This window comes from Collinsella sp. TF11-5AC (assembly GCF_003436775.1).
Classification (GTDB): Bacteria; Actinomycetota; Coriobacteriia; order Coriobacteriales; family Coriobacteriaceae; genus Collinsella.
In genome coordinates this window covers 154,679-175,362 of sequence record NZ_QSQO01000003.1, presented here as the reverse complement: position 1 = coordinate 175,362, position 20,684 = coordinate 154,679, and the positions used below count along the sequence as shown (strand labels likewise).

Genomic DNA, 20,684 nt, shown 5'->3' with positions numbered 1-20,684 from the left:
GACCATGGATTATCTCATTATTGAGGTTGAGACACTTTTGCTCAAGACCGGGAAAACAAATGCCGATCTAATAAGAGCGACTGGGCATACGCCAGCTAACATTTCTAAAATCCGTAATGCGAAAATTAAGGCTATACGCTTGAAGACATTGCTCGATATCTGTGTTGAGTTGGATTGCCAGCCGGGAGATTTGATCCGTCGCGTGAGTGAAATAGAACTTGAGGAACTTACCATCGCGCGCGCGCGGAATAAGATTTTGCAAAGACGCAATCCCGACCCCTCCGAGACATTGCCCACAGAGGTTTACGTAGTAGATCTTTCTAAGGAATAGGAATAACAAAACAGAATAAGAAGATAAGAAGACAAACACGTATGCATGCAAGGCTCCTACCGCAAACGATCGGTAGGAGCCTTAATTTATTCGAAAAATAGTTCTTGAAATCATAAGGTTATCGATATACGATAACGAAGTATTAAAACAGACGATAAATCGAAAGGAGGTAATTATGAACTGGGTAATCGATCCGTGTAGCAACGTGCAGGGTGGCGGTGGTGGCTGCCGCAATTACCACCCGTGTTCGCGCTGTAGCTGTTTCGGCGTATATGTTCATTTCTAGCAACGTGAACGTTAATGCTGGTTAAGACAGCAGAGGGTAAGCAGCGTGGTCGATAACTGCCATCCGTCGGCCGCGCTGCCTTTTTTAATGAGGTTCATGAGACATGGGTAATGCGATTTCAATCAAGGATCTATCAAAGCGCTACGGCAAAAACTGGGCGTTGTCTGATGTTTCATTTGATATAGATGAGGGCGAAGTGTGCGCTCTCGTTGGGGAGAACGGCGCGGGGAAGAGTACGTTGATTGATATTCTTCTTGGCTTGCTTAAAGCAACGAAAGGTTCAATCAGTTTTTTCGGCGAGTCTGGGAGAGCAGGTCTGGCAAGAGCACGCAGAAATATCGGATTCGTCCCCGACGGCTGTGGGGCATTCTTGAACTTAACCGGTCGAGAAAACTTGATCTCACGCTGTATCGAGTGGGGGCTGCCGAAAAGTGAAGTTAATCGAGTGCTCGCTGCCGTTGGCCTAGAAAATGCGGCGGATGCATCGGTAAAACAATACTCGCTCGGCATGAAGCGTCGCCTGGATATCGGAACGGCTCTTCTGGGCAACCCGCAACTACTCATCATGGATGAACCCATAAACGGGCTCGATCCAGTGGGTGTGATTGAGGTGCGTGATCTCCTGCTGTCGTTGAAGGACAAACGGGATAAAACGGTGCTCATTTCAAGCCATAACCTAGATGAATTGGAGAAAGTTGCGACATCTTTTGCTTTTCTCCATCAAGGCAGACTTCTCGTTAAGGAAGAAAACTCCTACAAAGACAGAAGTCTGGAAAAGCGGTTTTTGGATTTGATCGGGGAGGCAGATAATGCAACTTCTGCGACTGATTAGATGCGAAGCCCGTCGGTTGCTCAGAAATCCAGCCTTTTTCGTGTTGTTGATCTGGGGAATTTGGATTGTTAAAGATGTCTGTAATCCAAATATGTATGGGACTTATGGAACATCTGATTTAGGGGGAGTCGGCAAACAGATTGGTTTCTTTGCAAACATCCTCGACAAGACTGACCCAGCTGGTTCGGCGGTTCGGACGGCACTATTCATGACCTACGAGTGGTTTTTCGTTCTAGCCGGATGCATTGTTATTTCCTGCGCCATGGATTATCAAAGCAGGTCTTCTGAAGTGACGTATGCAAAAGGGACGGGTGTAGCAAAGGCCGTTGTCGCAAAGTGGCTTGTTCTGACGATTGCAACTTCAACAGCGTTCAACCTGTTTTCGGGATTCACTCTCTTCAAATCTCCGCTTGGCTGCTATGTGGATGGGCGGGTGTTTCTTGATAGATACCTGCCCGTGTTGCTTTTGATTGATGCTATTTTGGCTGCATTAGTAGCTCAGTCGATGGCAGTTTTCTATTTACTTAGAAATGCACCGCTTAGCATTATGTTGGTGTTGGTCGGGACGCTGCTCGCCTCCGATGAATATACGCTGGTGGTCTTTTCCAATCACGCATCGACGCAAATTCCCTGGTGGCTCTCAGTCGGACCATACTTACGCCATCTTGGAAATCTGTGCTTTCAAGGCCTAGCCATTAATCAGATCATTCTTTTCTCTGTTATTTGCACCGTTGTTTCGTTGCAGCTCGGGGTCATGGGAATCAAAGCGAGGAGGGGGTAGAAATGCGCTGCGAAGATATGATTAAGGCTGAAGCCTATCGAGTTATGAAGAGCAAAGCGCCTCTTCTGCTGATTGCGGCAGGTTTCGTGCTCGCATTGCTTTATTCTGTGTCTTATGAACCATGGAGAGCCTACGGAACGAGCGATTGGCTTGGCGACGGTGTTATGGGCTTCTTTCCAAACCCACAATATGGTTTTGTGGGAATTCCGGGAGACCTCGTTAAAGACGGAGCTCGCTACCTTTCCGCGGTGGCACCGCTTGCCCATTCTCTGTTCTTTCCTATTGTTGCTGTTCTCGTCATCGGCTATGCGTTTCGAACTCCGATAACGGGATCTCAATGGCTTGTTTCCTATGCAAGGGGAATGAAAACAGTACAGTTGTTGGTTGCAAGGACTCTTGTCTCGATTGTCACGCTTGTCGGTGGTTTTGTTCTCTTTTCGATACTCGTTGGTGTGGTCCAAAGCGCGAGTGGCATAGGAATGACGATGGATATGATCGGAGAGTTTCTTCTTCGACTGTCTCTTGCTGCCTTGATTTGCACAACGTTATGCCTGCTGCTCGTCCTGGCCATCTCGCTCTTTGGAAATGGCGCGTTTGTTCTATCGTTCATCATCCTGCTGCTTTATTTGGGGTACGGGAATCCAAATATGCCACTGCACTTGACATGGCTGGCGACCCTTGCGTCTCCGCGACCAATTCAATTCATCGTGCCGGGGACGTTGCTGTTTGTAGCGCTGGCAACAGTCGTTCCCATTGTCATCCTCGGACTTTGTTGGGCTATCAAGGGTGCTATCAGAAAACGGAGCATATAAATGAAAGAGTCTGAATTTAACGTTATTGAAGAGAATGATGTGAACGGTATCACTATCTACAATACCCAGTCTGGTGGCGTTCTCGACCTTGACGCTGCGCACACGAATGAGCTGAATTTATATCGCAAGGGTGCCGCCTCCTTGGATGGTGATTTCGAAGAGGCCCTTAAGATGGGTGGCATGTTGGTAGATGACGATGTTGACGAGCGGCGAATGTTGATGCTTGAGAGCTTGTCGGCAAGGTTTGCAAATGACTATTTAGGACTGACGATTGCTCCAACGCTGGCATGCAATTTTAGGTGTCCCTACTGCTATGAAAAAGGCTGCTCGCACCCCACTATGTCAGAAGAGACAATGACGGATATCGCAGAATTCGTGCGTTCCGGCTATCCCGGGATCAACGATCTTCACGTTGACTGGTATGGAGGCGAACCCCTACTCTGTGTGGACATGATCGAGCGACTGACAAAAGAACTGAGAGGGGCGATTAGGCCAGGCGCTACTTATTCTGCCGGAATGGTAACGAACGGATATCTCCTGACGCGAGAAATTGCTCAGAAGCTTGCTGATTGTCAGATCGGTTCGGTTCAAATCACTATTGATGGCTCAAAGAGGGATCATGATTCGCGGAGGGTCCCGGCCGACGGTCGTCCGACATATGATGCCATTATCGACAATATAATCTCATGTGCCGATGTTCTTCAGATTACCATTCGCGTGAATGTCGATGAGTCCAATAGCAAAGAGGTCGATGCGTTGATTGACGAGCTTGACGCTAAAGGGCTTCGCGGTAAAGTCGCGATTTATCTTGCTGCGGTCGACAATGTTAACGATACTTGCTCAAATGACATTCATTGTTTTTCTCAGCGTGGATTCTCTCAAGTTGAAACGTTCTTTATGGATAAAGCTAGCGAGCGCGGATTCAACGTTATTCCGTTTACGCCGTATGAACCAGGCGTCTGCTGTGCGGTTTCCCTTAATTCGTTTGTCATCGACCCGCTTGGTAGACTTTTTAAATGTTGGGATGAGGTTGGCAAGGGCGAGTGCGCCGTTGGAAATGTTCGAGAAGGTGTGAAAGCTAATTCGAACTATTTGAAATGGATGGAGTATTTACCAAACGACCCAGTATGTGGCGAGTGTGTAATGTTTCCGGCTTGTATGGGCGGATGTCCCCACGCCGCGATGGAGGGCCAGAGAAAATGCGCGAGCGTTAAATTCAATGCCAGGCAGAGAATGCGGTTGGCTTGTAATCATCAGTATTCGCATGAGGCAAATCACGATGTTTAGATTTTGGAAGATATATCTCCTCCATAAGCCAAGGCTTTATGTCTATCTGCTTCTCGATGTCTTGTCTCAGCTGTGCAGCCTTGCTGAACCATATCTGTTGGGACTGACTGTAAATGTGCTGGCGGCAAAAAATGTCCTTGGTATTAGTTTGCGGACGCTAGTCTTATGTATTTTCGCGATTGGCGTGGTCGCCATTGTGGGGTCGGTGTTGGCCTATTGGACTTCCCTAATCTATGTCGACCTTCAAGCGCATGCGGGATATCAACTTAACGCTGACACACTTGAACACGTCAAGCGTTTGCCCCGGAAGTTTTTCATCGGATTTGATGCGGGCTATTATAATCAGCAAATCAATCACGATTCAAACGACCTCATAATATTCGGAATAACATCGGCGTCAGATATCATTGGCGGTGTTGCAACGATTATCTGTTCCTTGATTATGTTGATGAATATAAACATTGCGATGGCGATTGCCTGTCTAGCCTGCATCGTTACGGGGGCAGTAGTTTATCGATTGTTTAGCGGGCTGCTGTTCAATCGAGGCTTTGAGTTTCAAGAAAAGACCGCTGCTTTCTATGGGACTCTCCAGAGCCAGCTGGAGAGCGTCTCCTTTCTTCGTCGCCATTCATTATTTGATTTCTATTCCTTGAGGCTGCAGAAGGCTTTCGATGGTCTTTATCCAGCTATATTGGCTAACCAAAAAGCCGGATCACGGTTCGAACTTGCGAATCAGTTGATTTTTTCCTTTGCGCAGTTCTGTTTGCTCGCGATTGGAGGCTGTGAGATTGTCGCAGGTAAAATGCCGGTTGGTTTTCTGCTGACGGCATTGAGCTATTATTCGAGCGCCAATTCTGCTCTGGTGAACTTGCTTTCTTGGGGCAAAAGCTACCAGGCGAGCAAGGTGAGCGCCCAACGCCTTAAGCGCCTTTGGGCAATGGATGAAGAGGCGAACGGTTCTGTCCGCATTGGTTCTCCTGTTTCACTTGTGTGCAAGGGCCTGTCGATTTGTCGCCCTGATACCGATCGAATCATAGATTATCCAGAGCTCATCTCGCTTAATCGAGGAGTCTTATACGGCGTGTCGGGCGCAAACGGAAGCGGGAAAAGCACGCTTCTCGATGGCATGGCTGGTCTATATCCCGATGATTGCGTTGGGACTATTGCTTATGACGAGGTTGATTTGAGCCAGATTGATTCTATAAATCTACGCTCGTATGTCGTTGGTATTGCTGAGCAAGAACCTGATATCGTTAACGGAACACTCAGAGAGAATCTGACGCTACTCGCGGGCGATAATTGTCCAATTCTTGAAGTCAGGCGACTTGTAGACCAGTTTGGTCTGACCAAACTGGTCTCAACACTTCCCAATGGTCTTGATGGGGTGCTGGACGAGCAAAACCATAATATATCGGGTGGTGAGAAGCAGAAGATTGCGATTATTCGTGTATTGCTTAAGGACTCACCCGTCATGTTATTCGATGAACCGACGTCGGCGCTTGACGGAGCGAGTAGGTCAGCGTTCATTGATATTCTGCAACAGAAGAAAGAGGATCATATAGTGGTTGTTGTCTCGCATGATCCCGAGTTGCTTGAGGCTTGCGACGAAGTGATTGAGCTGTAAAAGCTTGTGCATGGCGCTTCGTTGCGGGGCTCATTGCCTGTGGATAGCGAATTGCAGCTGATGTGGAAAGTTATCCCAAACATGTATCAGCTTCTTTTATTGACTAATCCCACAACGGCAAAACCGGTCAAACGAACGCTTCAGTACTGAGGCGTCTGTCTGTCTGACAAATTGCTATACTTAATTAAGGAAAGCGTATAGCAAAAGGAGCCAACATGTCTATGTCGATACTAGACTCACGGCCGGTTCAGATGAACGTGCGTATAGATCGCCAGCTCAAAGAGGCGGGAGACGCCGTCCTGACTCATATTGGCATGACGCCGTCACAAGCCGTTCGGACACTTTGGGAGTATCTGGTCGTTAACGGACGCATGCCCTCGAAGGGAGACGCGGCGGCTCCGGTTTCTGACGGAGTGGAGCCCCGGCGCATGGAGTCAAGGGCCGCGCAAGGCAGCCATATCGTTCGCGATTCGTGCCTCAAATACGGCATCCCCATCCCTGAGTTCTCGGGAGGCTATGACGACCTCTATGAGGAGGCCATGGCGGAGCGCTATCCCGAGTGGGTGGAACTATGAGCACAGAAGGCGTCCTCAAGCTGTTAATCGATACCAACGTATGGATGGATTATTTTTCTGGCAGGTCCGACCGTACGGCAAATGTCGTCCATCTGATCGAGATTGCCGACGCCTCGGAGCGGATTGCCCTGTTTGCCTCGTCGCTTTCGGTCAAAGACGTTTCATATCTTGTCTCGGCGGCAATCAAGCAGGAGTGCCGAAGAAAGACTGGCTCACTGAGCGATAACGCCATTGCGGCGGCAGACGAAACGGCTTGGGCATGCGTTCGACAGATGCGCGAGCTAGCCCTCATCGCCCCGGTCGGTGCAGACGAGGTCTTCGACTCCTTTGTGTTCAAGTACCACCACAATGACTTTGAGGACGACCTGATGCTGGGCGTCGCCAATCGCATTGATGCCGATTACGTCGTGACGGAGGACAAGAATCTTATTAAACATACCAATGGTGTATGCATTAATGTTCAACAGGCGTTGAGGTTGGTTGAAGGGTCCAACGCCCCTTCGGCACGGCCCGTCTAGCCTGCTTTATCTTAATAAAGTGGCGTTTCCCCGCCGTTAGCCGATGATGCAAGGGCGCTCGGCGTTTTCGACTGGTTTATGCACGCAAAGTCTGGGAATATACAAGTCGCATGTCTTACTGTCTAACCAGTTGCGCCAAGGAGGCACCATGGATTACAAGATCACCGGCTACGAGCCCGCCCAGCTGTTCCATTTCTTTGAGGAGGTCAGCGCGATCCCCCGTGGGTCTGGCAACGAGAAGGGCATCAGCGATTTCCTGGTTGCGTTTGCCAAGGAGCGCGGCCTCGACGTGTATCAGGACGAGGTCTACAACGTCATCATTCGCAAGCCCGCATCTGCCGGTGCCGAGAATGCCCCGACCGTGATGCTGCAGGGCCACATCGATATGGTGTGCGACAAGTTGGGCTCTGTTGAGCACGACTTTACGACCGACGGTATCGACCTGGTCGTCAAGGACGGCGTCCTCACCGCTAACGGCACCACCCTGGGCGCCGACAACGGTATCGCCGTCGCTCTGATGCTCACTGTTCTCGATGACGATTCGATCGTTCACCCCGCCCTCGAGTGCGTATTCACCACCGACGAGGAGACTGGCCTGGTCGGCGCCGAGACGCTCGACAAGTCCCAGATTAGCGCCCGCACCATGATTAACCTTGACTCCGAGGAAGAGGGCGTTGCCACCGTCAGCTGCGCCGGCGGCGTCGTCGTTACCTACACCTGCCCCATCGTGCGCGAGCACAAGACCGGCAGCACCCTCACGCTCGACATCTCCGGCCTGCTGGGCGGCCACTCCGGCAGCGATATCCACCTGGAGCGCGGCAACGGCAACCTCATCATGGCCCGCATCATCGACCGCCTGATGGTTGCCGGCGAGCCCGCCATCGTCAGCTTTAACGGCGGCACTAAGGACAACGCCATCAACCGTGAGTGCAAGGCCGAGCTGGTTTACGCCGACCACGCTGCCGCCGAGGCCGCGGCCCAGATCGCAAAGGGCATCATCGCCGACGTCACTGCCGAGCTCGAGGTCTTCGACCCCGGCTTTACCTGCACCGTCGAGATTGCCGACGACGCCGAGGTCGAGGCCATGGATCAGAAGTCCGCGCTTGCCCTCATCCGCGCCCTGCGTCTTGCCCCTAACGGCGTGATTCGCCGCAACGTCGCCACCGACGGCTCCGTCGAGGTTTCCTCCAACATCGGCGTGGTCGCCACTTCCGACGACCAGGTCAAGATCATGCTGTCCCCGCGCTCCTCGATCACCTCGCTGCAGAACGAGTTCAAGGACCGCCTGCAGACGCTGGCCGATGTCTTGGGCTTCGACGCCAAGTTCGAGTTCGAGTATCCCGGCTGGAGCTATGCCGAGCATTCGCCGGTCCGCGACGTTTTTGTCGAGAGCTATCGCGAGCTCTTTGGCTCCGAGCTGCGCATCGAGTCCATTCACGCTGGCCTTGAGTGCGGCCTGTTTGCTGAGGCCCTGCACGGCCTGGACGCCATCGCCGTGGGCCCGACGCTCTCCGATGTCCACACCCCGGACGAGAGCATGGAGCTCGCTTCTGCCGAGCGCTTCTACGAGCTGCTCATCGACGTCCTCAAGCGCCTTGCCGCGTAAGGGTCGCGCTAGCAGCAGTTCGAGCCACGTGCTAGCGGATTGCAAATGACATTACGAGAGGGGGCATCCGAACTTTTGCGACGGGTGCCCCCCTCTTCTTTTAAGAAATGTGGATTGATTGGCGCCTAGCCCATATCCGCCTTGATGAGGTCGAGGGTGCGCTGGCAGTTTTCGCGGACGGGGCCGAGCATATGCTCGCGCAGGTCCGCCATGCCGGGCAGGTCGGCGTATTCGTCCATGATCTCTTCCATGCAAATGGGCACCTCGTAGGCGAGGTCCATCATGGTCGCAAAGCAAAACTTCTCGGATAGCCCGGCATCGGTGAGCGCCGCCTCCAGCGCGGGGTCGCCCATACCGTGGTATCGGCGGATAGCGCCTGGACCGATGCGCCCCACTCGATTTTCGCCGCCAACGCTCATGGCAAGGCGCGCCCGGCGGCGCATACGCTCATACGCCAAACCCGAAGCGACATCGTACATTCGAGCCATCATGGCTGCGCCGTCGTTTCCAAGGAGCAGGGAATAGTTTTTCGCATGCGCATCCGGTGCGCCGATAATGGCGTTGAAGAACAGTATCTGCGTAAACAGATGCAGGTTAAGTTGATGGTGGCTCGTAGTTACGAGGAGCTCTTGAATGTCGCGTGTGGTCGGGCCGCCGTCTGCCGTGTACTTTTGGGCGGGCATCACCCCAAGTGCCTGACAGAGGTCTTCTTGATGTAGGCGCCTGATCGTTCCGTCTTCGACTTTCACGCGGTCATAGCGCTCAACAATGAGGGTAGGTTCGTCCTCAAACATACGATATTCGACGTTTGCCGTTGCGATACCGGCGCGCTGGGCGCTTTTCATGCAGACAAACTCATTGAGAGCCTCGAGTTTAAATCCGTTAACGCCATTTTTGAAAATATGCGTCGTGGGCGAGGAGCCCATGCATTCGCACCAGCGGCCGTTAATGAACGCGAGCGCGAACTTGCCCTGGTTGCCTCCAAGTGACCAACTTTCATCTAGACCCATCCACGATGCATCGCGGTCATCTCTGATCGACTTGAGGCGGAGAGCAATTTCGTGGTCGTCTATAGGGCGGTAATCGCCAGCGCGATGCAGGACGGCGTCGGCATCTTCTTCGGCATAAAACTGCACTCCGCCCGGACAGTCGAGTCCGATATGGCTGAGCAACGCAACGGGATTGTTGGGCCTAACGTCGAATTCGGCGGCAATCGCTTTTCGCTGGTCCTCGCTGTCGGGTAGAAGGCCAAACAGGTACGGATTCATGACCTGTTGTCCGTATGTGCGATTCGATACGGGTATGTTGGTCGATAGGGCTGGCCCGTCATAGTCATGATCGTAGGTAAAGCTGATAAGACCGTTCTCATCTTGCGTGAGCGTTCCCGCAGGTACGCCGCAAATAATGGTCCGAAGTGATGTTCTGGCCATTGGCTATTTCCCTTCGGGCTTGGTTTGGTTAGATGCGTTTGCGGCAATCGAGACTCCGAGATTGGACATGACGAAATCGGCGAAGATCTCGTCGTAAAGTGCGGATGTAAAGGGGGCATCTGCAAGAGCCGGAATGGCGGTACTACGACTGTTGCGATGATGGGGACGTTGAGTGTGATGGCGCCTGGGGATGCTGCGAGGCAGCGGATTGGCATGCGGAGCGTCGACTGGTCGCTCATTTTTTGCTTCGCCGATATCCCCTTGAGCGGCGAGTGCCAGTCCAAGAGCATTGAAAATCGTCAGCAGCTTGTCGAGTCGAATGCCAGTGGCGTCTCCTAGCTCGAGCGATGCGAGCAGGCGCTCCGAAACACCGGCTTTTTTAGCGAGGGCGGCACGGGTGAGACCCTGAGCCTCGCGTGCCTGACGCACATAGATGCCAGCTTGCCGCGGTGTGGTGATGGGAAGGGTATCCATGGCGATCTCCTAACGTGCAGACTTTTGCATATCAGTATGACATGCAAAAGTCTGCACGAAAAGGTATTATGCAAAACTCTGCATGAGACCTCTACATTGACGTTGAGCTTATGAGAGGCGTTTTTTATATCGCGAGAATCCCCAGATGCTCAAGCAAGATCTTAAGCCCGATGAGGATGAGCACGACGCCACCCACGATGGTGGCAGGCTTTTCGTAGCGCGCGCCAAAGGTGTGGCCGATCACTACGCCGGCGACGGAGAAGATAAAGGTCGTGATGCCGATGAGCGACACGGCGGGCATGATGTCGACCGAGAGCGCGGCAAATGAGATGCCCACGGCTAGGGCGTCGATTGAGGTGGCGATGGCGAGGATCATGTACTCGCCCAGGTCAATCTTTTCGGCATCCTTGCCGTCGCCTTCATCCTCGTCCTCGTCCTCGGTAAAGGCCTCCCACAGCATTTTGCCGCCAATGAAGGCGAGCAGGATAAAGGCGATCCAGTGGTCGATGGGGCCGATGATGCCCATAAACTGGCTGCCAAGCGCCCATCCGATCACGGGCATGCCGGCCTGGAAGCCGCCAAAGAACAGGCCGAGCACTACGGCGACCTTAAGGTTGATCTTCTTCATGCCAAGGCCCTTGCAGATGGATACGGCAAAGGCGTCCATCGAAAGGCCAACGGCGAGCAGCACGAGCTCTGCGAGTCCCATAGTCTGGCTCCCTCTCTGCGGGCGGGCCCGCGTGTACCTCTTGGGGGAGCAACAAAAAGACTATCCTTGGCACATGGTTGAGTGGGTAGTCAAAAGAGCCCGTCCCAAATTAGCTATCTTAGCGGTGTTCGCTCATTCTGTAAGCATCGGATTTTGCGGGCGTCACAGAGGCAAACCGTGAGAAACTTATTGACGTTTATGGAGCGTATACGATGGGAGCGATGCCTTGGATAAGAACGAGCTGCAAAAGCGTATGGAACAGGCCATCCGCCTGACGGCACCTGGCCAGCCGATCCGCACCGCCCTCGACATGATCATCGCTGGTCACCTGGGCGCTCTTATTTGCGTCGGCGACACCGAAAACGTGCTCGCTGCTGGTAACGACGGCTTCCCGCTCAACATTTCGTTTACCTCGAACCGCCTGTTCGAGCTTTCCAAGATGGACGGCGCCATCGTCATCGACGGCGACCTCACCCAGATCCTGCGCGCCAACTTCCACCTCAATCCCGATCCCTCACTCGCCACGAGTGAGACGGGCATGCGTCACCGCACCGCCGCCCGCATGTCGGTGCTCACGGATGCCATCGTGATCTCGGTCTCGGCCCGTCGTGCCGTCGTCAACGTGTACGTTCACGGCAAGAGCTACGAGATCCAGCCCGTCACCACCATCATGAGCTCGGTCAACCAGCTCGTCGCCACGCTCCAGACTACCCGTCAGTCGCTCGACCGCTCCCTGCTGCGTCTGACGGCCCTCGAGCTCGACGACTACGTTACGCTCGCCGACATCACCGGCATTTTCTCGAGTTTCGAGATCATGCAGCAGGCAAAGACTGAGCTTAAGGATTGCATTGTCAAGTTGGGCAACCAGGGCAAGCTCGTGCAGATGCAGCTCGAGCAGCTCGCCGGCTCCAGCATGGATACCGAGTACGACCTGATGATTCGCGACTACGCGAGCGATTCTTCCGAGGCCAATGCCGAAAAGATCCGCGCCAACCTGAGCCGTATGACGCCCAAGGACTTGTCCGACCCGCAGCATGTGGCGGCGGTTCTGGGTTACGACGACCTGGACGAGGACTCCGTCATGACACCGCTGGGCCTGCGCACGCTTTCGCGCGTGTCCGTCGTGCGCGACGGCGTGGCCGAGAAAATCGTCGACGAGTATGGATCGTTGCAGGAGCTCATGGACGACATCAGCGAGGATCCGGAGCGCCTGGGCGACTTTGGCGTTAACAACCCTGCCATTCTTGCGGACTCCCTGTACCGCATGAAGGGCACCAAACAGGGGAACGCATAATGGCGCCCGTATGCGCCGTGGTCGTTGCCGGTGGCAGCGGCCAGCGCTTTGGTAACCCCGGTGGCAAGCAGCTCGTCAATGTAGCGGGTCGTCCGCTTATGAGCTGGTCCATCCGCGCATTTGACCGTAGCAATAAGGTCGGCCACATCGTCGTGGTTTGCCCTGCCGAGCGTCGTGCCGAGATGCGCCGCCTGGCCATCAGCCCGTATTCGTATAGCACGCCCATCAGCTTTGCCGATGCCGGCGAGACCCGCCAGGATTCCACCCGCGCCGGCGTGCACGCGGTGCCGGCGGGCTTTGAATATGTCGCCATCCACGATGGCGCCCGTCCGCTCATTACGACCGAGGCTATCGACCACGCTATCGACGTGCTCGTGAGCGACCGTGCCCTCGACGGTGTCGTGTGCGGTCAGCCCGCGATCGATACGCTCAAGATCGTCGATGGCGACAACATCGTCGAGACGCCGCCGCGCGAGCTCTATTGGGCCGCGCAGACGCCGCAGATCTTTAGCGTCGACGCCATGAAGCGCGCTCACGCCGCGGCGATTGCCGAGGGCTTTATCGGTACCGACGATTCATCGCTGGTCGAGCGCATGGGTGGGCGCGTCCGCTGCGTCCAGAGCCCGCGCGACAACCTAAAGGTGACGGTGCCCGAGGACCTTCGTCCCGTAACCGCGATTCTGCTTGGCCGTATGGCCGAGGGAGAGGACCTTCCCCATGTTCAGTAACCTGCGCATTGGCCATGGCTACGACGTCCACCGTCTGGTGGAGGGGCGTCGATGTATCATCGGCGGTGTTGACATTCCCTACGAGCGCGGCCTGCTGGGCCACTCGGATGCCGATGTGCTCGCGCACGCCTTGGCCGACGCCATTCTGGGCGCCTGCCGCGGGGGAGACATCGGCAAGCTATTCCCCGATACCGACCCCGCCTATGAGGGTGCCGATTCGATGGTGCTGCTCGCTCGCGTGATGGACTACGCGCGCGAACTGGGCTTCGAGTTTGTCGATGCCGATTGCACCATTGCCTGTCAGCAACCCAAGATCACCCCGCACCGCGATGCCATGCGCGCCAACCTTGCCCATGCCCTGGGCGTCGACGTCGAAAACGTGGGCGTCGCCGCCACTACGACCGAAAAGCTCGGTTGGGAAGGTCAAGGCGAGGGAATTGGCGCCTGGGCCGTCTGCCTGCTACAGAAAACTGTTAAGGAGTAACGAATGCGTATCTACAACAGCGCTACCCATAAAAAGGAAGAGTTCCAGCCCATCGAGTCCGGCAAGGTCCGCATGTACGTGTGCGGCCCCACGGTCTACGACAACATCCACATCGGCAATGCCCGCACGTTCATCAGCTTTGACGTGATTCGTCGCTGGCTCATCGCGAGCGGCTACGAGGTCACGTTCGCCCAGAACCTCACCGATGTCGATGACAAGATCATCAAGCGCGCCAACGAGCAGGGCCGAACGGCCGCCGAGGTCGCGACGGAGTTCTCTGGCAAGTTCATCGGCGTCATGCGCGCCGCCAACGTGCTCGATCCCGATGTGCGCCCCCGCGCCACCAAGGAGATCGGCCCCATGATCGCCATGATCAAGACGCTTATCGAGCAGGGCCACGCTTACGCCGCCGATAACGGCGATGTGTACTTTGCCGTGCGCAGCGATCCCAACTATGGCCAGGTCTCGGGCCGCAACATCGATGACCTTATGGTTGGTGCGCGCATCGAGGAGAACGAGGACAAGAACGACCCGCTCGACTTTGCCCTGTGGAAGGCCGCCAAGCCCGGCGAGCCCAGCTGGCCGAGCCCCTGGGGCGAGGGCCGTCCCGGCTGGCACACCGAGTGCGCCGCCATGGTGCACCGCTACCTGGGCACCCCGATCGACATCCACGGCGGCGGCTCCGATCTTGCCTTCCCGCATCACGAGAACGAGTGCGCCCAGGCCACTTGCGCCTGGCACCAGGGTTTCTCCAACACCTGGATGCACACGGGCATGCTGCTGGTAGACGGCGAGAAGATGTCCAAGTCGCTCGGTAACTTCTTTACGCTGGCCGAGGTGCTCGAGCAGCACTCCGCTGCCGCTCTGCGCCTGCTGATGCTGCAGACGAGCTATCGCTCGCCGCTTGACTTCTCCTGGGAGCGTCTGGATGGTGCCGAGAACTCGCTCACACGCATTGCCGGTACGGTCGAGAACCTGCGCTGGGCCGCGAACCATGCGACGGCCGATGCCGATGAGGCAGCATCCGAGGCGTTTGCCGCTAAGGCCGCCGAGGCCCGTGCCGCCTTTAAGGAGTGCATGGACGACGACTTTAACACTGCCGGTGCCATGGGTGCTGTCTTTGGCTTTGTGACCGAGTGCAACCAGTACCTGGAGCAGGCGGGCGACGCTGCCGACAAGGCCGCAGTCCTGGCTGCTGCCGATACGCTGGCCGAGCTGTTCGATACGTTTGGCGTTGAGCTCCCCGAGCCCAAGGTCGAGCTGCCGCTGGGTCTGCTGGGCGTTGCCGCCGGCCTGGTCGCCTACACGGGCGACGACGTGGACGAGGCCGCCGCCAAGATTCTCGAGGCCCGCGCCGAGGCCCGTGCCGCCAAGAACTGGGATCTGGCCGACGCCATCCGCGACCAGCTCAAGGACCTGGGCCTCACCATTGAGGATACTGCCGCGGGCACTCGTATTAAATCTCTCTAATCCCCGCGGGTTTCCCAAGCACCCGACCTTGCCGTTCAAACCGTCGCTCGCGTACTCAAGTACGCGTCGCTCCTCTTTCACGGCAATCTCGGGCACTTGGAAAACCCGTACCGACCGCTTGAGCTATTCGTCTTAAGCGGTCGCTTCTTTTGTCCTGTTTGAAAATTTTTTAAAGGAGGCCGTTTTATGGCCGACAATCGCAAGCGTGCGCCTCGTGGCGGCAAGCAGACTGCTTCTGGCTCGCGTCCGATTCGCCGCAACGACCGCGCTGCCACTCCCAAGGGCCAGCGCGATCGCGCCCAGGCCGCACGTCCGCAACGCGATCGTAACCGCGACGCTGTCCAGGTTCCCAAGGGCGAGTTTATCGAAGGTCGTCGTGCTGCCGCCGAGGCACTGCGCACCGGTTTTCCCATCAAGTGCGCGCTCATCGCCGAGGGCGGGGAGCGCGATGCCGCTCTGTCGCGCCTGGTCGATGACCTCAACGCCACGGGCGTCCGCATTAAGTATGTGCCGCGCGCGCAGCTCGATGCGCTGTCGAGCCATGGCGCTCACCAGGGCATTGCGCTCGAGGTGGGCAACTTCCCTTACGCCGATGTCGCCGACATCCTCGACCGCGCAGGCGAGGGCTCGGCGCTTGTCGTGGTGCTCGACCATGTGACCGACGACGGTAACTTTGGCGCCATCGTGCGCTCTGCCGAGGTTGTGGGCGCAGCGGGCGTCATCATCGCCAACAAGCGTGCCGCCGGCGTGACCGTGGGCAGCTACAAGACCTCCGCCGGCGCCGTCATGCATCTGCCTATCGCGCAGGTGCCCAATATCGCCCGTGCGCTCGATGTCCTCAAGGCCGCCGGCTTTTGGGTGGGTGGCGCTTCCGAGCATGCCGAGGGCAGCTGCTGGGATGCTCCCTTCGAGGGCCGCGTGGCGCTCGTCATGGGCTCCGAGGGCGACGGCATCTCGCGTCTGGTGCTCGAGAAATGTGACTTTTTGACCAAGCTTCCCCAGCGCGGCATGACCGAGAGTCTCAACGTGGCCCAGGCGACCACCGCGCTGTGCTTTGAGTGGCTGCGCCGCAATGCCGGCGAGCTCATGGGGGAGGAGTAGCGCATGTCCAAGAAGAACCGCGCCAAGTCCAAGGCCAAGCGCTTTGGCGAAGGCTCGGCCAAGCCGATTGTTTCGGCCGCGACTTATGGCGTGGGCGGCAATGCGTTTGCGCAGGCCATCGCCGACCCGGTCTCGACGGTGCACTCCAATAAGCCCGAGCTGCTGGTGGTCGATGGCTACAACGTGATCCACTGCACGCCGCGCTACGAAAAGCTCGTCTACGACCATTCCGATGATCCGTATTCCAGCGACGTTCACGATATGGCGCGCACGGCACTCATCAACGATGTTGCCGCGTTTGCCCAGGGCCGCTACGAGGCCGTAATCGTGTTTGACGGCGCGGGCAATATCTCCAGCGAGCGCCCCAACCTGCCGGCCCGCGGCGTGCGCATCGAGTTTTCGCCGACGGGCGTATCGGCCGACACCGTGGTGCAGAAGCTCTGCATCGAGGCGCGCGAAGAAGGCCGCGCGTGCTCCGTGGTGTCGAGCGACGGCACGATCCAGGCCGTCGTCATGGGCAAGGGTGTTACGCGCATCTCGAGCCGCATGCTGGTGGACGAGATCAAACAGATCGACAACGACGTGCACGAGGCCGAGGAAGCTCCGCAGATCAAGATGACTCTGGGCAGTCGCCTGAGCCCCGATGCCCTGGCCAAGCTCAAGGCCCTTCGCGGGAGGTAGGGGAGTATCTATAGAGACCCGTTTCCCAATTGGCCAGCCCGTTGCCGTCGCCAAAACGAATAGTTTTTTGTTTTGGCGAACAGATAAAACTATTCGTTCTGGCGAATAGTTTTGAGATGTGGTCGGTCGAAGGGTCTGTTGCGCCTCGTCAGCAATTCCTTTATTCTTAATTGGCTTCGCGCGAAAGCGCCAAGTGTGCCAGTGTGGCGCAACGGTAGCGCAACTGATTTGTAATCAGTGGGTTGCAGGTTCGATTCCTGTCACTGGCTCCATGAGAGTTTCGGGCTCTGTCTCCAAGAGGGACAGAGCCCGTTTCTATTTAGGTGGTGCGCCATCGGGTTAGCGCCCATCCCGTTTTTGGTTTGTCTCGTCCTCCAGTTTGTCTAAATCTGTAACACCAAGACCGATATTCGGCATCTAACTGTTACAGATTGAGATGAAACTTAGGGTGTTTTAGGAATATCTTGATCTGTAACATGTAGAAGCGGAATAGGCCTCTTGCTGTTACAGATCGAGACAAGGGCGGGCGCGGATCTGGATGTCCTGCTCGAGCGTGGATTTCTGGATACGCGAGCTAAGAAAATCTCCCGACCGGAGAACGAGCGTGGATAATTAACTTGGATAGGGAGCTAAGGTAAACACCGATTGTCTATCGACGGCTTTAGAAACAACGACCCCGATTTCATTGTGGAATCGGGGTCGTTTGTGCCTCAGGAATCCGAATGGATTAATCGAGCTCCTAAGGAACTTTTTGGGTTCTTGCTAATGGTCTGCCGAGGATGTCCCCAATGTAAACAGCGGGCATCTACTCAATATAGCTGGGGTTCTTCTTGATGATCACGCGTGCAGCGATGAAGGAGACGACGATGGCGATGATGGCGACAACGCATGCCAGCACGAAGTTACCCATGGACCCATCGGGAGCGATAAAGATGAGTGCCGAAAGAAGGCCGGGGCATGCTCCCGCAACATACTCTTTCAGAACAAAGATGCCTGCAGGGAGTCCAGCGCAGAGCGCGCCGATTGCCGTGCCGACAAGCAGGCGGGGACGCTCGATGAGGCAACCGTAGAACGCGGGCTCGGTTACGCCACAGAGTGCGGTGACGGCAACCGTGGTGACCATACCCCTCTTCTCTTTGTTTCCCTTCATGGCAGTTGCCAGGGCGAGGCTCGTGCCGCCAATGCAGAGGTTCGAGATGAATCCAAAGATAATGGGTGCCCAACCGAGCTGCGCCAGGCTCGTAACTTCGATTGCGATGTAAGCCTTATCGAGACCGAGCATGACGAAATAGGGGTTAAGGGCTGCCAGGATCGGAGTAGCGATAAATGCCACGTTGTCCATAAGCCACGTGACGGCATCGCTCAGCGCGTAGCCCATCATGCTGCCGGCGGGGCCAAGGATAATAAGCTCGACGGGCACGACGATGATCATGGTGAGCAGCGGCTTCAAGAACAGTTTGGTAACGTCGGGAATGATCTTCTGAAGGCCGCGGTCGACAAAGTACATGAATACAACGCCCAGTACGATGGGCACTACCGTACTCGAATAGTCGTTCGTCGGGATGGGAATACCAAGAAAGTCGAGACCCTCGGCACCGCTAATGGACGAGCTGATCATGATCGCGCCCAGCAATGCGCCCATGATGGGCTGCATCTTCATGACGGCCGCGAGCTGATAACCAAGATAAACGGGTAAGAAGCTAAACGAAGCGCTAAAGATCGCCAACAGGACCTGGGCGGTTCCGCTATCGGTGCTCAATCCGCAATAATTGACCAGGAGATTCTTGATCGAAAGAATGAGTCCGCCAACGATGAGCGCCGGGACGATGGGCATGAATACCTGTGCAGAGACGTTCCCGAATTTCTCAATCAAGCCCATGGCGGTGTTACCGCTTTTAATGCCTTCTGCAAGGTCTTTGGCGGTTTGGGCATCGTCGGCAACCGTGCCACCGCCGACTTCGATTCCCGCGAAGTCGAGGAAGTCGTTGTAAGCCTCGGTGACGTTGGGGCCGATGATCACCTGAAGCTGGCCACCGCTGACTACTGCCCCGAGCGCCTGATCGGCCGATTTGGCGAGCTGGAGATCGATGATCGAGGTGTCTCGTGCGTCGATGCGAAGGCGCGTCGCACAATGAGTTACCGATGTAATGTTCTCTTTGCCGCCAACAGCCTTTAGGACTGTTTCGGACATTGCCTGATATTTCATCTCTTTCTCCTAACCTTCCTGCTCCTGATACTTCGAGATAAGGTCTCGGTACCAATACCAGCTCTTTTTGGGGGTGCGCTCCAGATTGTTCTCGAAGTCGATATGGACAAGTCCGTATCGTTTTTCGTAGCCGTTGATCCAGCTATACAGATCCATCGTCGACCAGAGGTAGTAGCCCTCAACGCGCGCGCCGTCGCGCTTAGCCCTCATCATGTGCTCGATGAACTGGCCCAGAAGCTCGATGCGGTCATCATCGTGGATCATTCCGTCTGCGTCTGGTTGCTCATAGGCGCCATGTCCGTTTTCCGTAATAAAGATGCGGGGCGCGTCATAGCGCTCGTGGACATCCATGATGGTTGAATACATGCAACCTGGGAGTATTTCGCGGCCCCATTTATTGCGGGGAACATTGCTGTCGCGGGCGCTTTCAAACAAGGGCGCAATGCATTTTCCTTCGACCTTTTTGCTCGAACCGCCCTTATTGTTCGCCGAAACGGCAAGCTCTCCACCGTGCCAGTCGGTTACATACTCTCGGCAATACACGTTGAGTCCAATAAAATCGACTTTACCGTCTCTGAATTCTTCTACGTCATTTGGGGATCGATAGAGCGAGACGCCAAGTTTTTCAAGGATTTCGTCCATTTCTGGCGGCAGTTGACCCTGAAGCGCTGGTGCCAGAATCATGCGATTGGCGAAAAAGTCTGCGTATCGAAATACGTCATCAGGGTGCTCGGTTGCCGGGTCGAGTTCGACAACGCCGCCATCGTGGACGGCGCCGATGATGCCGTCGTAGCCCATTTGACGATATGTTCGGACTGCGAGTGCGCTCGCGCGCATCAGGTTGTACTGAAACTGCATGTACGACTGAACGTCGAGCGATCGATTGGGGGGATAGTTGCCCAACATGTTTACGCAGTAGCTGTAGAAATGCGGCTCGTTAACGGTAGCCCAGATTTTGACGCGGTCTCCAAAGCGCTCAAAGCAAATCTTGGCGTATTTGCAGAACCACTCTGCCATGTCGTTGTTCAGCCATCCGCCTTTGCAAGCAAGCGTGAATGGTAGATCGTAATGGAACAGCGTAACGTTGGGCTCTATGCCATTTTCGAGGCAACAATCAATGACCCGATTATAAAAATCGATACCCTCTTCATTCACTTCGCCGATACCCGTGGGGATGATTCGACTCCATGAAAGAGAGAAGCGATAAGTGTTTTGTCCGCCTTCTTTCATCATGCGGATATCTTCTTCATAGCGATGGTAGAAGTCGCAAGATACATCACCGTCAACATGGTTGATGTTCTTATTGCTTGTGTGGCTAAAGAAATCCCACTCGCCAAGGCCTTTGCCGTCTTCGTTCCAGGCACCCTCGCACTGATAAGACGCCGTGGCGGAACCCCAGAGAAACGGCATGTTGTTCACGTTGTCCATGAATCCCCTTTCCATCATTCAACACGG

20 protein-coding genes and 1 tRNA gene are annotated in these 20,684 nt (G+C 55.5%); 16 read left to right on the top strand and 5 right to left on the bottom strand.

The genetic code is table 11. The features are described from left to right. The first annotated feature begins 4 nt into the window (after positions 1-4). From DXD16_RS03015 to DXD16_RS02975, 9 genes are all read left to right on the top strand, one after another. Positions 5-331, top strand: coding sequence for a helix-turn-helix transcriptional regulator (locus DXD16_RS03015; protein WP_117655062.1), 327 nt, complete (start codon positions 5-7; stop codon positions 329-331). 389 nt (positions 332-720) lie between these two features. Then, positions 721-1,449: an ABC transporter ATP-binding protein gene (locus DXD16_RS03010; protein WP_117655061.1), complete on the top strand. Its 729-nt coding sequence runs from the start codon at positions 721-723 to the stop codon at positions 1,447-1,449. Continuing rightward, the gene (locus DXD16_RS03005) at positions 1,427-2,230 is read left to right on the top strand and encodes a hypothetical protein (protein ID WP_147326442.1); all 804 of its coding nucleotides are present in this window, start codon (positions 1,427-1,429) and stop codon (positions 2,228-2,230) included. The genes DXD16_RS03010 and DXD16_RS03005 overlap by 23 nt, the downstream gene beginning before the upstream one ends. 2 nt (positions 2,231-2,232) lie before the next feature. Next, entirely contained in the window at positions 2,233-3,042 is an 810-nt protein-coding gene (locus DXD16_RS03000; protein WP_117655059.1) for a hypothetical protein, read from the top strand. Beyond that, the gene (locus DXD16_RS02995) at positions 3,043-4,329 is read left to right on the top strand and encodes a radical SAM protein (RefSeq protein ID WP_117655058.1); all 1,287 of its coding nucleotides are present in this window, start codon (positions 3,043-3,045) and stop codon (positions 4,327-4,329) included. Then, entirely contained in the window at positions 4,322-5,953 is a 1,632-nt protein-coding gene (locus DXD16_RS02990; RefSeq protein WP_158551518.1) for an ABC transporter ATP-binding protein, read from the top strand. The genes DXD16_RS02995 and DXD16_RS02990 overlap by 8 nt, the downstream gene beginning before the upstream one ends. 215 nt (positions 5,954-6,168) lie before the next feature. After that, positions 6,169-6,528: a type II toxin-antitoxin system RelB/DinJ family antitoxin gene (locus DXD16_RS02985; RefSeq protein WP_199408069.1), complete on the top strand. Its 360-nt coding sequence runs from the start codon at positions 6,169-6,171 to the stop codon at positions 6,526-6,528. Further along, a complete protein-coding gene (locus DXD16_RS02980; RefSeq protein ID WP_117655056.1) occupies positions 6,525-7,046 on the top strand; it encodes a PIN domain-containing protein in 522 nt (173 codons plus the stop codon). The genes DXD16_RS02985 and DXD16_RS02980 overlap by 4 nt, the downstream gene beginning before the upstream one ends. Before the next feature lie 148 nt (positions 7,047-7,194). Beyond that, the gene (locus tag DXD16_RS02975; protein WP_117655055.1) at positions 7,195-8,652 is read left to right on the top strand and encodes an aminoacyl-histidine dipeptidase; all 1,458 of its coding nucleotides are present in this window, start codon (positions 7,195-7,197) and stop codon (positions 8,650-8,652) included. A gap of 125 nt (positions 8,653-8,777) precedes the next feature. Here DXD16_RS02975 and DXD16_RS02970 read toward each other — a convergent pair whose 3' ends face one another. The 3 genes from DXD16_RS02970 to DXD16_RS02960 all read right to left on the bottom strand — a co-directional run bounded on the left by DXD16_RS02970 (position 8,778) and on the right by DXD16_RS02960 (position 11,265). Beyond that, entirely contained in the window at positions 8,778-10,082 is a 1,305-nt protein-coding gene (locus DXD16_RS02970; RefSeq protein WP_117655054.1) for a type II toxin-antitoxin system HipA family toxin, read from the bottom strand. A gap of 3 nt (positions 10,083-10,085) precedes the next feature. Beyond that, entirely contained in the window at positions 10,086-10,556 is a 471-nt protein-coding gene (locus DXD16_RS02965) for a helix-turn-helix domain-containing protein (protein WP_117655053.1), read from the bottom strand. Between the two features lie 124 nt (positions 10,557-10,680). Then, positions 10,681-11,265 carry a manganese efflux pump MntP family protein gene (locus DXD16_RS02960; protein WP_117655052.1) on the bottom strand — a complete coding sequence of 195 codons (585 nt, stop codon included), beginning with the start codon at positions 11,263-11,265 and terminating at the stop codon, positions 10,681-10,683. A 253-nt stretch (positions 11,266-11,518) separates the two neighbouring features. On the opposite strand from DXD16_RS02960, the gene disA reads away from it, so the two are divergent. The 7 genes from disA to DXD16_RS02925 all read left to right on the top strand — a co-directional run bounded on the left by disA (position 11,519) and on the right by DXD16_RS02925 (position 17,295). Then, positions 11,519-12,559 carry a DNA integrity scanning diadenylate cyclase DisA gene (gene disA / locus DXD16_RS02955; protein ID WP_369831362.1) on the top strand — a complete coding sequence of 347 codons (1,041 nt, stop codon included), beginning with the start codon at positions 11,519-11,521 and terminating at the stop codon, positions 12,557-12,559. Continuing rightward, positions 12,559-13,287 (top strand): 2-C-methyl-D-erythritol 4-phosphate cytidylyltransferase, encoded by a 729-nt coding sequence (ispD, locus tag DXD16_RS02950; protein WP_117655051.1) that lies wholly within the window; start codon positions 12,559-12,561, stop codon positions 13,285-13,287. Before disA ends, ispD begins: the two co-directional genes overlap by 1 nt. Next, positions 13,277-13,771 carry a 2-C-methyl-D-erythritol 2,4-cyclodiphosphate synthase gene (gene ispF / locus DXD16_RS02945; RefSeq protein ID WP_006234975.1) on the top strand — a complete coding sequence of 165 codons (495 nt, stop codon included), beginning with the start codon at positions 13,277-13,279 and terminating at the stop codon, positions 13,769-13,771. The genes ispD and ispF overlap by 11 nt, the downstream gene beginning before the upstream one ends. A 3-nt stretch (positions 13,772-13,774) precedes the next feature. Then, positions 13,775-15,241: a cysteine--tRNA ligase gene (gene cysS / locus DXD16_RS02940; RefSeq protein ID WP_117655050.1), complete on the top strand. Its 1,467-nt coding sequence runs from the start codon at positions 13,775-13,777 to the stop codon at positions 15,239-15,241. Between the two features lie 186 nt (positions 15,242-15,427). Then, positions 15,428-16,342, top strand: a complete 915-nt coding sequence (gene rlmB / locus DXD16_RS02935) for a 23S rRNA (guanosine(2251)-2'-O)-methyltransferase RlmB (protein ID WP_117655049.1) — start codon at positions 15,428-15,430, stop codon at positions 16,340-16,342. Between the two features lie 3 nt (positions 16,343-16,345). Next, positions 16,346-17,023 (top strand): NYN domain-containing protein, encoded by a 678-nt coding sequence (locus tag DXD16_RS02930; protein ID WP_006234978.1) that lies wholly within the window; start codon positions 16,346-16,348, stop codon positions 17,021-17,023. 197 nt (positions 17,024-17,220) lie between these two features. Further along, positions 17,221-17,295: transfer RNA gene (locus DXD16_RS02925), tRNA-Thr, on the top strand. 533 nt (positions 17,296-17,828) lie between these two features. Here the strand turns inward: DXD16_RS02925 and DXD16_RS02920 are convergent. Then, positions 17,829-19,229, bottom strand: coding sequence for a PTS transporter subunit EIIC (locus DXD16_RS02920; protein ID WP_117646058.1), 1,401 nt, complete (start codon positions 19,227-19,229; stop codon positions 17,829-17,831). A 9-nt stretch (positions 19,230-19,238) separates the two neighbouring features. Next, positions 19,239-20,657 (bottom strand): glycoside hydrolase family 1 protein, encoded by a 1,419-nt coding sequence (locus DXD16_RS02915; protein ID WP_117646059.1) that lies wholly within the window; start codon positions 20,655-20,657, stop codon positions 19,239-19,241. Between the last annotated feature and the right edge of the window lie 27 nt (positions 20,658-20,684).

Bases quoted from the DNA above. Each gene is read 5' to 3' on its own strand.
- DXD16_RS02980 (WP_117655056.1), top strand. From the start codon at position 6,525: ATGAGCACAGAAGGCGTCCTCAAGCTGTTAATCGATACCAACGTATGG.
- cysS (WP_117655050.1), top strand. From the start codon at position 13,775: ATGCGTATCTACAACAGCGCTACCCATAAAAAGGAAGAGTTCCAGCCC.
- DXD16_RS02985 (WP_199408069.1), top strand. From the start codon at position 6,169: ATGTCTATGTCGATACTAGACTCACGGCCGGTTCAGATGAACGTGCGT.
- DXD16_RS02930 (WP_006234978.1), top strand. From the start codon at position 16,346: ATGTCCAAGAAGAACCGCGCCAAGTCCAAGGCCAAGCGCTTTGGCGAA.
- DXD16_RS03010 (WP_117655061.1), top strand. From the start codon at position 721: ATGGGTAATGCGATTTCAATCAAGGATCTATCAAAGCGCTACGGCAAA.
- disA (WP_369831362.1), top strand. From the start codon at position 11,519: ATGGAACAGGCCATCCGCCTGACGGCACCTGGCCAGCCGATCCGCACC.
- DXD16_RS03005 (WP_147326442.1), top strand. From the start codon at position 1,427: ATGCAACTTCTGCGACTGATTAGATGCGAAGCCCGTCGGTTGCTCAGA.
- DXD16_RS03015 (WP_117655062.1), top strand. From the start codon at position 5: ATGGATTATCTCATTATTGAGGTTGAGACACTTTTGCTCAAGACCGGG.
- DXD16_RS02995 (WP_117655058.1), top strand. From the start codon at position 3,043: ATGAAAGAGTCTGAATTTAACGTTATTGAAGAGAATGATGTGAACGGT.
- DXD16_RS02965 (WP_117655053.1), bottom strand. From the start codon at position 10,556: ATGGATACCCTTCCCATCACCACACCGCGGCAAGCTGGCATCTATGTG.
- ispD (WP_117655051.1), top strand. From the start codon at position 12,559: ATGGCGCCCGTATGCGCCGTGGTCGTTGCCGGTGGCAGCGGCCAGCGC.
- DXD16_RS02960 (WP_117655052.1), bottom strand. From the start codon at position 11,265: ATGGGACTCGCAGAGCTCGTGCTGCTCGCCGTTGGCCTTTCGATGGAC.
- DXD16_RS02970 (WP_117655054.1), bottom strand. From the start codon at position 10,082: ATGGCCAGAACATCACTTCGGACCATTATTTGCGGCGTACCTGCGGGA.
- DXD16_RS03000 (WP_117655059.1), top strand. From the start codon at position 2,233: ATGCGCTGCGAAGATATGATTAAGGCTGAAGCCTATCGAGTTATGAAG.
- ispF (WP_006234975.1), top strand. From the start codon at position 13,277: ATGTTCAGTAACCTGCGCATTGGCCATGGCTACGACGTCCACCGTCTG.
- DXD16_RS02920 (WP_117646058.1), bottom strand. From the start codon at position 19,229: ATGAAATATCAGGCAATGTCCGAAACAGTCCTAAAGGCTGTTGGCGGC.
- DXD16_RS02990 (WP_158551518.1), top strand. From the start codon at position 4,322: ATGTTTAGATTTTGGAAGATATATCTCCTCCATAAGCCAAGGCTTTAT.
- DXD16_RS02975 (WP_117655055.1), top strand. From the start codon at position 7,195: ATGGATTACAAGATCACCGGCTACGAGCCCGCCCAGCTGTTCCATTTC.
- rlmB (WP_117655049.1), top strand. From the start codon at position 15,428: ATGGCCGACAATCGCAAGCGTGCGCCTCGTGGCGGCAAGCAGACTGCT.
- DXD16_RS02915 (WP_117646059.1), bottom strand. From the start codon at position 20,657: ATGGACAACGTGAACAACATGCCGTTTCTCTGGGGTTCCGCCACGGCG.